A 12,674-nucleotide genomic window follows, 5' to 3' on the forward strand; every position below is an offset into this window, starting at 1 on the left:
CAGCGCGGGACGCGTCGCGTCACCGAACGGGTCGTTGCCACGCCAGCCCACGGTCCACAGACCGAAGGTGAACCTGTCCGCGGGAGTGGGAGTGAAGCGGTCCGACATTGCACAGCCTCTTGTCGACGTCAGGCACGGGCGACAGCTCCGCCGCCCGGGCCAATTTGTTTGGTTGCAGAATTAATACGCCATCCCGTCGAAGGTTTCTAGACCATTTCCGTGACGTATCGGTCACGTGGCGCCAACATGGCTGATCCGGGGCAGCATCCTGCGATCGGGCTGCTCGGGCATTTCGGAAATACCCGTCACGCGTCAACCCTGTCGGTCACATTTGTTTTGTGTACGATCAAAATCGAGAGGACCCGCAGCCGCGCTTGCCGCAGGCGCCCTGACGTCCCGCCCAGCACCCCCTGATCGGCTAAGGACCACCCCCATGAAGTTCACCGACGGCTTCTGGCAGATGCGCAGCGGTGTGCACGCCTCGTACGCCACCGAAGTCCGCGACGTCCGCCTCGACGACGACCGTCTCGCCGCCTACGCCTCCGTCAAGCGCGTCACGCGCCGCGGCGACACGCTCAACGCCCCGCTGATCACCGTGGAGGCCCACGCGCCGGCCGAAGGTGTCATCGCGGTGCGCCTCACCCACCACGCCGGCAGGCGCCGTAAGGGCCCCGACTTCGAACTGCCGGGCGCGGCGCAGCGGTCCGCCGCCACGACCCGCACCCAGGGCGCGGCCGCCGAGCTGAACAGCGGCCCGCTCACCCTGCGACTCCCCACCGAGGGCGCCTTCGGCCTGGAGTTCCTCGACGGGGACGGCCGGGTCCTGACCTCCGCCGGACGCAAGGGCACCGCGTTCGCCACCGTCGAGGACGGCGGCCACCACATGTTCGCCCAGCTCGCCCTCGGTGTGGGCGAGACCGTCCACGGCCTCGGTGAGCGCTTCACGCCGTACGTGAAGAACGGCCAGGTCGTCGACATGTGGCAGGCCGACGGCGGCACCAGCAGCGAGCAGGCGTACAAGAACATCCCGTTCTACCTGTCCTCGCGCGGCTACGGCGTCTTCGTCAACCACCCCGGCAAGGTCTCCTTCGAGGTCGGCTCCGAGGCCGTGGGCCAGGTGCAGTTCAGCGTCGAGGACCAGACGCTCGAGTACTTCGTCGTCGCGGGCCCCACCCCGAAGGACCTCCTGTCCCGGTACGCCGCCCTCACCGGCCTCCCCGCTCTCCCCCCGGCCTGGTCGTTCGGTCTCTGGCTGACCACCTCTTTCACGACCTCGTACGACGAGGCCACCGTCACCTCGTTCGTCGACGGCATGGCCGAGCGAGGCATCCCGCTGAGCGTCTTCCACTTCGACTGCTTCTGGATGCGCGAGTACCAGTGGTGCGACTTCGAGTGGGACCCGGCCGTCTTCCCCGACCCGGAGGGCATGATCGCCAGGCTCAAGGACAAGGGCCTGAAGATCTGCGTCTGGATCAATCCGTACATCGGGCAGAAGAGCGCCCTGTACGAAGAGGGCGTCAGCAAGGGCTACTTCGTCGAGACAGCTGACGGTGACATCTGGCAGTGGGACAAGTGGCAGGCCGGCATGGCGCTGGTCGACTTCACCAACCCGGAGGCCACCGCCTGGTTCCAGGGCAAGCTGAAGGGCCTGCTCGACCAGGGCGTCGACGGCTTCAAGACCGACTTCGGCGAGCGCATCCCGACGAACGTCGTCTGGCACGACGGCTCCGACGCGGAGCGCATGCACAACTACTACACGCACCTCTACAACAAGGCCGTCTTCGAGATCCTGGAGCAGGAGCGCGGCCAGGGCGAGGCCGTCCTCTTCGCCCGCTCGGCCACCGCCGGCGGTCAGCAGTACCCGGTCCACTGGGGCGGCGACTGCTGGTCCTCCTTCGAGGCCATGGCGGAGTCCCTGCGCGGCGGCCTGTCCCTGTCGCTCTCGGGCTTCGGCTTCTGGAGCCACGACATCGGCGGCTTCGAGGGCACCCCCGACCCGGCCGTCTTCAAGCGCTGGCTCGCCTTCGGCCTGCTCTCCTCGCACAGCCGGCTGCACGGCTCGTCGTCGTACCGCGTGCCGTGGGAGTTCGGCGACGAAGCGGTGGACGTGGCGCGGCAGTTCACCCGCCTCAAGCACCGCCTCATGCCGTACCTGTACGGCGTGGCCGTCGAGGCCCACCGCACGGGCGTCCCCACGATGCGCCCGCTGCTGCTGGAGTTCCCGGACGACCCGACGGCCCGCACGGTGGACCGCGAGTACCTGCTGGGCCCGGACGTCCTGGTCGCGCCGGTCTTCACCGACGACGGCGAGGTCGAGTACTACGTGCCCGAGGGCACCTGGACCCACCTGCTGACGGGTGACACGGTCACCGGCCCCGTCTGGCGCCGTGAGACCCACGGCTTCGACAGCCTGCCCCTGCTGGTCCGCCAGGGCGCTGTCCTGGCGCTGGGCGCGGACGAATCCCGCCCGGACGGTGAGTGGCTCGACGACCTCGAGCTCCGTGTCTTCGCCCCCGCCGGAACGGGCGACTTCGTCCGCACGGTGACCGTCCCCGACCGCACGGGCGCGGTGGCGGCGACGTACGAGGTGGTGCGCGAGGGCGGCGAGGTCCGCGTCTCCACGGACACGGACCGGCCGTACACGGTCACGGTCGTCGGCGAACCGGCCTGACGGCCGTCAGGCTCCGAACGGCTCGCGGCATACGGCGGCGGCCCGCCACCACTCGCTGTGGTGGCGGGCCGCCGCACATGGCCCCGTCGTCCGGGCACGTGGTGGTCGGGGGACTCTCCGGGGCGAGCCGCCCCGCGCCTGCCCGGATGGAATGCGATCGTGGGCCGTCAGGTTGGCATTAGCGGCACACACGTACGACCACGGCATACAGAGCGGAAGTTCCCATGGGCGAGTTGATCCTGATCCGGCACGGCGAGACCGAGTGGTCCCGGTCCGGGCAGCACACGAGCTGGACCGACCTGCCCCTGACCGAACTCGGGGAGCGCCAGGCCCGAGCCCTCGTACCGCTCCTCGCCGAAAGGGAGATCGGGCTCACCCTGGTCAGCCCCTACCTCCGTGCCCGCCGCACCGCCGAACTGGCGGGGCTGACCGCGCCCCGCGAGACGCCCGACCTGCGGGAGTGGGACTACGGGGCGTACGAGGGCGTGACCACGGTCGAGATCCGCCGCACCCGTCCCGACTGGAACCTCTGGACGGACGGTGTCGCGCCCGGCCCCGAGGAACACCCGGGGGAGAGTCCGGAGGAGGTGGGCGCCCGCGCGGACCGGATCCTGGCGGAGGTCAGGGCGGCGGCGTCCCGCCTCGGCGACGCGGACATCGCACTGGTGGCCCACTCGCACTTCCTGCGTGTGCTCACCGCGCGCTACCTGCGGCTGACACCCGCGAGCGGGGAGCTGTTCCAGCTCGCCACCGGCGCGGTCTCGCGCCTCGGCACGGAACACGACAAGCCGGTCGTCACGGCGCTGAACATGGCCCTGCCGGAGAGGCTGTTCGCCGCCATCGAATGACCGGTGTCAGAGCGAGCCGCCCCTGAGGGCCTCGACGAACCGCGTCCAGTGGGCGGCGCGGAAGGTGAGCGCGGGGCCGTCGGGGGTCTTGCTGTCGCGTACGGGAACGATGCCGGGGAGGCCGTCGGCGATCTCGACGCACTCACCGCCGTCGCCATTGCTGTAGGACGCCTTGCGCCAGGCAGCCGTACTCAGGTCGGGCGTGGTGGTCATGGCGTCGCGAACTCCTTCGCCGCCGCGGCGATCCGGTCCAGGGATGCCGCCGGCGACAACGCGGCAGCCCTGGCCAGATCGTAGGCGGAGTGGTGCTGCTCCACCAGCACGGGCTCCTCGATGAGTTGACCGCTGTACGCAGCCTCCGTGTACACGACGGCAGGAGCCTCGGTGAACTGCATCAGCGTCATCGACGCATGCAGGAGGGGGTGTGCCCCGGCAGAGAACGGGAGTACCTGAGTGATGAGCCGGGGGCGAGACGCTGTCTGCTCGGCAAGGTGGCCGAGCTGCGCGGCCATCACTGCCGGTCCGCCCACCGGCAGGAGCAGGGCGGCTTCGTGAATCAGAACCCAGAGCACGGGTGCAGTAGGAGAGTCGAGGAGTGATGTCCGCTCCATTCTGGTGCGGACGTACCCCTCGATGACCTCTTGGTCGGCGAACGGGTGGGCGGACCGGGTGAGCGCGCGTGCGTAGGACTCGGTCTGCAGAAGGCCCAGAACGAGCATCGAGGTGAAACTTCCGATGGACGAGGCCTGCAACTGGAGCTCCGCAGCATCCGCGAAGTAGCCGGCAACCTTCGACGTCCGCGCCAGTTGGCACAGGCGCTGAAGGTGTTCGCCGCTCCCCAGCAATTCGTCCAGGGCACGAGAGATCTCCTCCTGCGGCCGCCGCTCGGCCGCCTCGAACAGGCCGATGTACGTGCCCGAGCAGAACACCCGCTCACCCAGCTCGTTCTGCGAGAGGCCCGCCGCCTCGCGAAGGCGGCGCAGCTCCGCACCGTAGAAGGCGCGCGGGTTGGCGTACGGGTCGAGATCCTTCGGCAGTGGCATGCCGGCACCGTAGCGCTTACCCCACCCCCGTATGTGCCGCATGCGACGCCGTCACCCGCACGGGTATCGAAAGGCATTGCTGTACCAGGCGTTTTACACGGTTTCGTGTCGGTGCCACCCTCCGCAGCACGCAGCAGTGTGGGAGCGCTCCCGGCATCGCAGAGTGGCGGCCGGTGCCTGTCCAGGCTTCGGCCGCTCTCGACACCACCGCACGAGATCCCGGCAGACTGACAACTGGGTTGGTCCACAACAGAATTGATGCCACATCAGAACGCTTGCGGCACAGCATGTTTGTGGTGAACAGCATGAAACAACAGACCCCCCAGTAGCATGACGTGTCGAACAATTAGGCGACTCGTGTGGCACCTGACAGAGAACTGGGGAGCATGGACGCGCAGACCTATGGAGGGGCGGACGAGGTAGACCCCGCGGACCAGTGGGTGGTCAATCCCAGGACCGGTGCGTACGAACTGCGCCTGGGCGGCCCTTCAGCACCTCGTCCTGACAGCGATGCCGTCGCCGAACCCCCGGTCCGCGACGACGCCGCCGCCCCCGTGCCCGCCCGCGTTCCCAGGCAGCGCAGCCGCCGCGGCGCGCCCCCGCCGGAGGCCGCGACCGGCTCCGGACGCCGCAAGCGCAAGCAGCGCGGCAGGAAGAAGGTGCTGGTGTGGACCGGAGGTGCCCTGGCGCTGGTCCTCGTCGGTACGTCGGTGTACGCGTACTACTGGTACGACCGCCTCGACGGCAACATCAGCACCGTCGACATCGGCGACGTGGGGAGCGACAGCGTCCTCGAGGGCGGGCCGGTCAACATCCTGATCATCGGCAACGACATCCGCGTCGGCAAGGGCAACGAGGACTACGGCAACCGGGACAACGTCACCGGCCACGCCGACACCACCCTCCTCTTCCACATATCCGGCGACCGCTCCAACGCGACCGTGGTGAGCATTCCCCGCGACCTCATGACCACCATCCCGGACTGCGACACCCGACAGTCCGACGGCTCCACCAAGGTCATCGCGGGCTCGAAGGTCCCCACCAGGTTCAACGAGTCCTTCGGGGTGAACGGCCGCGACCCGGGTTGCACCATGCGTACGGTCGAGGGCATCACGGACCTCGAGGTGGACCACTTCATGATGTTCGACTTCAACGCGGTCAAGACGCTTTCCACCGCGGTCGGCGGCGTCAAGGTGTGTCTGAAGAAGCCCATCAAGGACGAGGGCGGCGGGTCCAAGCTCGACCTGCCGGCCGGGGAGAGCAGGATCGCGGGCGAGGACGCGCTGTCGTTCCTCCGTAACCGGCACGGTCTGAAGAACGAGAGCGACCTGGACCGGATCGAGATGCAGCAGAAGTTCGTCGCGTCGATGATGCGGCAGCTGAAGGAAGACACGCTGAGCAGTCCCATGAAGATGCTCGACGTCGCCGAGGCGGCCACCAAGGCCCTCACCGTGGACAAGGGGATAGGCAGCGCGGGCAAGCTCGTCACCCTCGCCAAGGAGCTCGGCAAGATCGACCTGAAGAACATCACCCTGATGACGCTGCCGGTGATCGACAACCCGGACGAGCCCACGCCCGTCACCGTCGTCCCGAATCCGGTCGAGGCGCCGAAGGTCTTCAGCATGCTGCAGAACGACGTGTCCTTCACCGAGGTGAAGAAGGAGCAGAAGGCGGCCAAGGACAAGCAGGCCGCTCTGCTCGAAGGTCCTCGGGCGGAGGCGCAGGACGTGCGCGTGGACCTCGCCAACGGCGGGGCGCCGGGCGGGTCGGCGAGCGCGGTCCTCGCCTGGTTGCAGAACTCGAAGGGCGTGTCGAAGTCCAGCAACGTCGGCAACGCCCCGAAGGAGGTGGCGAAGACGACACTGGAGTACGCGCCGAACCAGGCCGACCAGGCCCGTGCGCTCGCGGATCTCATGGGTCTGCCGGCCTCGGCGCTGAAGCCCGGCACGACGGACGCCACCGGGACGGAGCCGATGATGCTCGTGCTCGGGGCGGACTTCGAGCAGGCCGGCAAGCCCATCGCCCCGCCGAAGAAGGTGGACGTCAAGCAGTCCCGGGCCGACGAGAGCGTATGCGGCACGTAGTCGCGCAGAGGCGGGGCGGGGCGGGGCGGGACGGGCGAGCAGCGCGGACGGCCGGTACCTCGCCCCCGAGGCACCGGCCGGTTCCGTGTGGCGTGGCCGGACTCAGGCCGCCTTCTTCGTGAGTGACGTGAGGTGGGCGAAGACGACGACGTTGGACGAGTAGCCGCCCTTCTTGTCGAAGCGACCGCCGCAGGTCAGAAGCCTGATCTCCGGGCGGCCGGTGGCGCCGTACACCTTGTCGTCGGGGAATTTGTCCTTCGTGTACGTCTTCACCTCGTCGACGGTGAAGACCGCGGTCCGTCTGTCCGCCCGGGTGACCTTCACGGTGTCACCCCGGCGCAGGACGTTGAGGTTGAGGAAGATGGCCGGCCCCGTCGCGGTGTCCCGGTGGCCCACGAGCAGCGCGGTTCCGGACTCACCGGGGGAGGGGCCCTCGCGGTACCAGCCCACCTCCTTCGGCCTGCTCAGCGGCGGGGCGCCGAGCCGGCCCTTCTTGTCCAGACCGAGGCCGGTGACCGGGGCCTCGATGAAGATCGCGGGGATGGCGACCTTCAGCGGACGGGAGTGCACCAGCGGTGTGTGCGAGACGGGCACCTTCGCCTGCGGCTTGTGAGGTGCCCTCTCGAACGGCGGCGCCCCGCCGCCCGCGGCGTCGCTGCCGCGGGCGGCGGTGACCGACGAGGCGTCATCGGGCGAGTCCGAACTCGCCCACACGACGCCGGTCACCAGCGAGAAGGTCACACTCAGGGTCATCGTGAGCCGGCATGCACGGCTCGGACCCCGTCGTCGCCGTCGGCCGCGCGTGCTATGCCTCGTTGCGGGCACGACGGCGTGCGGATCGGCGGACCATGAGCAGCCCCGCGATTCCGGCGGCACCGGCGACGAGCGCGGCCGAGGTCCCGATGTTCGACTCGCTCTCGTTGCTGACGCCCTCCATGTCGGGGACGCCGCCGCCGCCGGCGGGCACCGCGCCGGACGGCTTCTCGTACGACTTCTCGGAGCCCTTCTCCTCGGAGCCCTTCTCCTCGAAGGTCTTCTCCTCCGCGCGCGTCCCGGCACCCGACTCCGACGCGGAACCACGCCCGCCGTCGTCCGAGCGGTTGCCACCCGGTCCGCCCTGGCCGGGCCTGGAGCAGTCGACCTCGAAGCTCTTGGACTTCAGGGGCGGGACCACCGGCGGGGCGCCGGGGACCACGGTCGGCCACGAGAGCAGGTACGTGCCCTCGGGAAGGAGGTACTCCTGGCTACGGGCCTTGCCCGAGATGAGCGGCAGGGAGGCCGTGAGGGTGTCCCCCGGGGGCACGGTCGGAGGCTGCTCGGCGATCGTCCAGGTGATGAACGGCAGTTCTCCGAAGTTGTTGGCCTCGAGGACGAACTTGCAGACCTCGACCCCCTCGCGCTCACCACGGGAGTGCCAGCCGACCGAACTGATGTCGATGTCGCCGCTCTCCCCGAGGGCGAACGCGTTGGGGGCCCCGGCGAGGGTGACGCCTGCGACGGCGACCACAGCCGCCATCGTGGTGCCCGTACGGACGCTGCGGGAGCGGACGGAAGCGGAAATGCGCATGCTGGGCTCCTTCAAGCCGAGATGATTGTCGTACTGATCACCTGATCGCCTAAGAAATGGCACGGATCACCCGAAAAGCTCGTCGGGACACCGCGAAAGCGCGCAAAAATACCCTGACTAGCCGACAAGGGGCATGGCGTCGGCAGGAGTGAGTGCCTCGGGCGCGGCGAAGAGGAGCCGCGAGCCGCCTCGGTGGCCGGCCGCTCAGGGGACCGGAGGAGTTTCCCGGAGATCAGCTCGGAGCGCGCCGGCCGTCCCTGCGGGCGTGAACGGGGGCGCGGCGATCGCGGCCCGGCCGACGGGCCGGGAGAAGGACGGAGCGGTGAGGCGGGCGAGGGCTTCGGGCAGGACGACCACAGCGCCGCTGCCGGGAGGGCGGTTCTGCGGGTACGGTCCGGACGGTGCCCGGACGGCGCGATCCACCGGGCCGCGCGCCGGCGCGGGAGTTCCCGCTCCGGCGGGTTCCGGGGGCGTACGGAGCAACACGCACCGGGGGCCGGCCACCCGCTCGTGCGGGTGGCCGGCCCCCGGCCGTAACTCCGTTCAGGCGGTCAGGAGATCAGCTCGATCTCCGCCAGCGTCGCCGGCTCCGTGGGCACCAGCCGGTACTTCGCGTACGCCGCCGGGGCCTGCACCGAGAAGACCCGGGTCTGCTTGTCCCAGGCGAACGTCTGGCCGGACCGCTTGTCGAGGTCCTTCCAGGACGTGCCGTCCGCCGATCCCTGCAGCACCCAGCCGGTGGGCGCCTTCGCCGCCGTGGCCGAGGTCAGGGTGTACTGGACCGCCTTCGTGCCCTCGGGGGCCGGCAGCTCCGCCGACTCGACCGCCGCCGTGGTGGCGGAGGTGTCGTCGAAGAGGGCGCCGTCACCCTTGAGCACATCAGCCCTGGGGGCCGGGGCCTTGTCGTCCTTCTGGATGGAGACCGGGGCCGCGTCCTTGCCCGTGCCCCAGGCGGACGGCTCGGCGCCCATGTCGAACTCCAGCGTGCCGCCCTTGGCCAGTACGTCGTGCGGGAGCGCGGTGGAGGTCCACTTCTTGCCGTTGACCTTCAGGCCCTGCACGTAGATGTTCTTCGCGCTGTTCTTCGGGGCCTTGACGACCAGCTTGCGGCCGTTGTCCAGGTGGACGGTCGTCTTCGTGAAGAGCGGCGAGCCGATCGCGTACTCACCGCTGCCCATCACCAGGGGGTAGAAGCCGAGCGAGGAGAACAGGAACCAGGCCGACTGCTCGCCGTTGTCCTCGTCGCCGTGGTAGCCCTGTCCGATCTCGCTGCCCGTGTAGAGCCGGCCGAGGACCTCGCGGACCTTCTCCTGGGTCTTCCAGGGCTGCGAGGCCGCGTTGTACATGTACGTGGCGTGGTGGGCGACCTGGTTGCTGTGCCCGTACTGCCCCATCCGCACGTCGCGTGCCTCGGTCATCTCGTGGATGACGCCGCCGTAGCTGCCGACGAACTCCGGTCCCGCAGTCTCCGGCGTCGAGAAGTAGGTGTCCAGCTTCTTGCCGAGACCCCCGCGGCCGCCGTACAGATTGGCCAGGCCCCGGCTGTCCTGCGGGGCGGTGAAGGCGTAGCCCCAGCCGTTGGTCTCCGTGTAGTCGTAGCCCCAGACGCGCGGGTCGTACTGGCCGGAGGGAAGCCGCCAGTCGCCGTTGGCCTTCTTGCCCTGGAAGAAGCCGGCCTTCTCGTCGAAGAGCTTGACGTACTTCTGTGCCCGGTTCAGGAAGTACTCCGACTCCTCCTTGTAGCGCGCCTTCTTCGTCTTCTTGTAGAGCTCCTGGCCCATCCGCGCGATGCCGTAGTCGTTGACGTAACCCTCCAGCGACCACGACAGACCCTCGTGGGTGGAGGTGTTCGCGTAGCCGGTGAACACGGAGGTGTCCAGGCCCTTGCGGCCTACGCCCGAGGACGGCGGGGCCACCGTGGCGTTCTTGACCGCCGCGTCGTACGCCGCCTCGGCGTCGAACTTCACGCCCTTGACGTACGCGTCGGCGAACGCCACGTCGGAGCTGGTGCCGGTCATCAGGTCCGCGTAGCCGGGGGAGGACCAGCGGGAGGTCCAGCCGCCGTCCTTGTAATGCTGTACGAAGCCGTCGACCAGCTCACCGGCCTTCTTCGGGGAGAAGAAGGAGTACGCGGGCCACGTCGTGCGGTAGGTGTCCCAGAAGCCGTTGTTGACGTACACCTCGCCGTCGACGATCTTCGCGCCGGTCTGCGTCGGGGTGTTCTCCCCGGCCGCCTTGGAGAAGGGGCTCGCGTACTTGTTCTTGCCCTTCACCCGCTCGTGCCCGGAGTTCGGGTAGAGGTAGAGCCGGTAGAGGCTGGAGTAGAGGGTCGTCAGCTGGTCGGCGTTCGCACCCTCCACCTCGATCTTCCCCAGGATGTCGTCCCAGGCGCCCTGGGCCTTGCGCTGCACCCGGTCGAAGGAGGCGGACTCCGGGATCTCCATGGCCAAATTCTTCTTCGCCTGGTCGACACCGATCAGCGAGGTGGCCAGTCGCAGGTTGACCGTGCGGTCCTTGCCCGCGTCGAAGCGGAAGAAGCCGGTGACGTCGTCGCCCCCGCCGCCCTTGAGCTTGCCGCTGTCGGTGACCGGCGCGTCGAAGACGCCGTACACGAACATGCGTGTCGCCCCGGTGGACAGGCCGCTCCTGACGTCGGAGTAGCCGGAGAAGGAGCCCGTCTCCGGGTCGAGGGTGAGCCCGCCCCTGTTGTCGACGTTGTCGAAGACCAGGCTCGCGTCGTCACCGGGATAGGTGAACCGCATCCGCGCCGCGTGGTCGGTCGGCGCCATCTCGGCCTTGAGGCCGTTCTCGAACGTGACGCCGTAGTAGTGCGGCTTCGCCGTCTCGTTCTCGTGCCGGAAGGGCAGCGCGCGCGCCGTGCGGGAGGCGTCGGGAGTGCCGGAGGCCGCCGACGGCATCATCTGGAAGGTCTGGCGGTCACCCATCCAGGGGCTCGGCTCGTGGCTGGCGCTGAACGCCTGGAGCGTGGGGAGGTTGTCCTCGTTGTTGCCCCGGGCGTAGTCGTACAGCCAGCTCGTGGAGCCCGCGTTGGTGACCGGCGTCCAGAAGTTGAAGCCGTGCGGGACCGCGGTCGCCGGAATGTTGTTGCCGCGCGAGAAGCCGCCGCTCGAGTTGGTGCCGCGTACGGTCGAGGCGTAGTCCGAGAGGTGCGCCTTGCGCTTCTCCGGGGCCTTCGGCGTGATGGTGACGTCGTCGACCCAGCCCTGGAACTTCGACGGGCCCTTGGGGGAGTCGTACGCCACCAGGATCCGGTCGACGGTCTTGCCGGCGGCTACCGTGCCGATCCGCGAGGCGACCTTGTTCCACTGGTTCACGTACAGCCGCTTGGCGTCTGCCTGGCCCTGCGGGGTGAGCAGTCCGCCGTGGCTGTCGGTGGCCTTCAGTCCGCTCAGGTAGGTGCCGTCGGTGAACGCCAGGTCCACCGCCACGTGCGTGGCCGGGTAGTTGAGGTCCGTCGCACCCATCTGCGGGTAGACGAGGTAGGAGAGCTCGGTGTCCTTGGTGACCGCCGTATTGACGTCGAAGACCTTGTTGTACGAGTACGCGTGGCCGTCCGGCTTGTGCGTACCCGCGTAACGCAGGGCCTTCCTCCCGGTGAACCCGGCTCCCTGCTTGGCGGTGGGGGAGCCCGAGGGCCCCCGGTCGGCCTGGGTGCGCATGTCGTCGGGGGCGGGGGCCGAGGTGTCCCCGTCCGAGAACTGGACGTCTGCGAGCTGGAGCGCGTCGGACGAGCCGTTGTTCTTGGTGATCTCCAGCCGGAAGTGCTGGTAGGCGGTGTCCGTGGTGAAGTCGTACGTCTTGGTCTGGAAGCGCTCCGAGAACGTCTGGCCGGTGCGGGTGTCGAGGTCCGTCCAGGTCTTGCCGTCGGTGGAACCCTTCAGCGTCCAGTCCTTGGGGTCCCGCTCGTCGTGGTCGTTGGCCGAAGTGAGGGCGTAGGACGTCACCTTCACGGGTTCGGCGAGGTCGAATTCGACCCAGCCGGTGGGCTCGAAGGCCAGCCACTTGGAGTTGGGCTCCACATCGGCCAGGTTCTCCTTGACCTCGCCGCCCGCGGTGTTCTCTCCACTGGCGCGCAGATCCGTGACCTGATCGGTGACATTGCCCGGTATTCCGGCGGAGAATCCACCGTCGACACCGGACGCCCTCTTCTTTCCGTCGGCGCCCTCTTCGACGGTGTTGCGCCAGTCCGGCTGCTTCTCGTCGGTCTCGAACGAGGAGCTGAACGACGTTTCCCCGGACGGCTTCCGGTCGGGGCCCGCCGGCTGGGCGAGGGCCGCTGTGGGGGCCGCCAGGGCCAGGGTGAGAGAGGCCGCGAGGACCGCGGCGGAGTGGCTGTGTCTGTGGCGCGAGCCGTGCTGAGGACCACGTAGGGGCTGCATACGGAGCCGTTCCTCCCGGGGACATGCTCTGGACAACGTTGTCATTGTGGGATGCGGGTTC

The 12,674-nt window shown here is 69.0% G+C and carries 8 protein-coding genes; 3 read left to right on the forward strand and 5 right to left on the reverse strand.

Annotation, left to right across the window (positions count from 1 at the left end; genetic code table 11):
* Nucleotides 1-433 precede the first annotated feature (433 nt).
* Both yicI and OO67_RS13325 read left to right on the forward strand, forming a co-directional pair.
* Nucleotides 434-2,671 carry an alpha-xylosidase gene (yicI, locus tag OO67_RS13320; protein ID WP_033300049.1) on the forward strand — a complete coding sequence of 746 codons (2,238 nt, stop codon included), beginning with the start codon at nt 434-436 and terminating at the stop codon, nt 2,669-2,671.
* Between the two features lie 224 nt (nt 2,672-2,895).
* Nucleotides 2,896-3,519: a histidine phosphatase family protein gene (locus OO67_RS13325; RefSeq protein WP_033300051.1), complete on the forward strand. Its 624-nt coding sequence runs from the start codon at nt 2,896-2,898 to the stop codon at nt 3,517-3,519.
* Between the two features lie 6 nt (nt 3,520-3,525).
* Here OO67_RS13325 and OO67_RS13330 read toward each other — a convergent pair whose 3' ends face one another.
* Together OO67_RS13330 and OO67_RS13335 are read right to left on the reverse strand one after the other, a co-directional pair.
* A complete protein-coding gene (locus tag OO67_RS13330; protein WP_033300052.1) occupies nt 3,526-3,732 on the reverse strand; it encodes a DUF397 domain-containing protein in 207 nt (68 codons plus the stop codon).
* Nucleotides 3,729-4,562: a helix-turn-helix domain-containing protein gene (locus OO67_RS13335; protein WP_033300407.1), complete on the reverse strand. Its 834-nt coding sequence runs from the start codon at nt 4,560-4,562 to the stop codon at nt 3,729-3,731. The genes OO67_RS13330 and OO67_RS13335 overlap by 4 nt, the downstream gene beginning before the upstream one ends.
* A gap of 386 nt (nt 4,563-4,948) precedes the next feature.
* On the opposite strand from OO67_RS13335, the gene OO67_RS13340 reads away from it, so the two are divergent.
* Complete coding sequence (locus OO67_RS13340; RefSeq protein WP_033300054.1) at nt 4,949-6,646, forward strand: LCP family protein; 1,698 nt, start codon at nt 4,949-4,951, stop codon at nt 6,644-6,646.
* Between the two features lie 102 nt (nt 6,647-6,748).
* On the opposite strand, the gene OO67_RS13345 is transcribed toward OO67_RS13340, so the two are convergent.
* The 3 genes from OO67_RS13345 to OO67_RS13355 all read right to left on the reverse strand — a co-directional run bounded on the left by OO67_RS13345 (nt 6,749) and on the right by OO67_RS13355 (nt 12,613).
* Nucleotides 6,749-7,399, reverse strand: coding sequence for a class F sortase (locus OO67_RS13345; protein WP_033300055.1), 651 nt, complete (start codon nt 7,397-7,399; stop codon nt 6,749-6,751).
* Nucleotides 7,400-7,451: 52 nt separating this feature from the next.
* The gene (locus OO67_RS13350; protein WP_033300056.1) at nt 7,452-8,213 is read right to left on the reverse strand and encodes a hypothetical protein; all 762 of its coding nucleotides are present in this window, start codon (nt 8,211-8,213) and stop codon (nt 7,452-7,454) included.
* A gap of 551 nt (nt 8,214-8,764) precedes the next feature.
* Complete coding sequence (locus OO67_RS13355; protein ID WP_033300058.1) at nt 8,765-12,613, reverse strand: GH92 family glycosyl hydrolase; 3,849 nt, start codon at nt 12,611-12,613, stop codon at nt 8,765-8,767.
* Nucleotides 12,614-12,674 lie beyond the last annotated feature (61 nt).

The sequence above is a fragment of the Streptomyces atroolivaceus genome (assembly GCF_000717025.1).
GTDB classification, from domain to species: domain Bacteria; phylum Actinomycetota; class Actinomycetes; order Streptomycetales; family Streptomycetaceae; genus Streptomyces; species Streptomyces atroolivaceus.

What these genes read in the sequence shown, in the direction of transcription:
- yicI (WP_033300049.1), top strand. Translation starts at nt 434, where the DNA reads ATGAAGTTCACCGACGGCTTCTGGCAGATGCGCAGCGGTGTGCACGCC.
- OO67_RS13325 (WP_033300051.1), top strand. Translation starts at nt 2,896, where the DNA reads ATGGGCGAGTTGATCCTGATCCGGCACGGCGAGACCGAGTGGTCCCGG.
- OO67_RS13330 (WP_033300052.1), bottom strand. Translation starts at nt 3,732, where the DNA reads ATGACCACCACGCCCGACCTGAGTACGGCTGCCTGGCGCAAGGCGTCC.
- OO67_RS13335 (WP_033300407.1), bottom strand. Translation starts at nt 4,562, where the DNA reads ATGCCACTGCCGAAGGATCTCGACCCGTACGCCAACCCGCGCGCCTTC.
- OO67_RS13340 (WP_033300054.1), top strand. Translation starts at nt 4,949, where the DNA reads ATGGACGCGCAGACCTATGGAGGGGCGGACGAGGTAGACCCCGCGGAC.
- OO67_RS13345 (WP_033300055.1), bottom strand. Translation starts at nt 7,399, where the DNA reads ATGACCCTGAGTGTGACCTTCTCGCTGGTGACCGGCGTCGTGTGGGCG.
- OO67_RS13350 (WP_033300056.1), bottom strand. Translation starts at nt 8,213, where the DNA reads ATGCGCATTTCCGCTTCCGTCCGCTCCCGCAGCGTCCGTACGGGCACC.
- OO67_RS13355 (WP_033300058.1), bottom strand. Translation starts at nt 12,613, where the DNA reads ATGCAGCCCCTACGTGGTCCTCAGCACGGCTCGCGCCACAGACACAGC.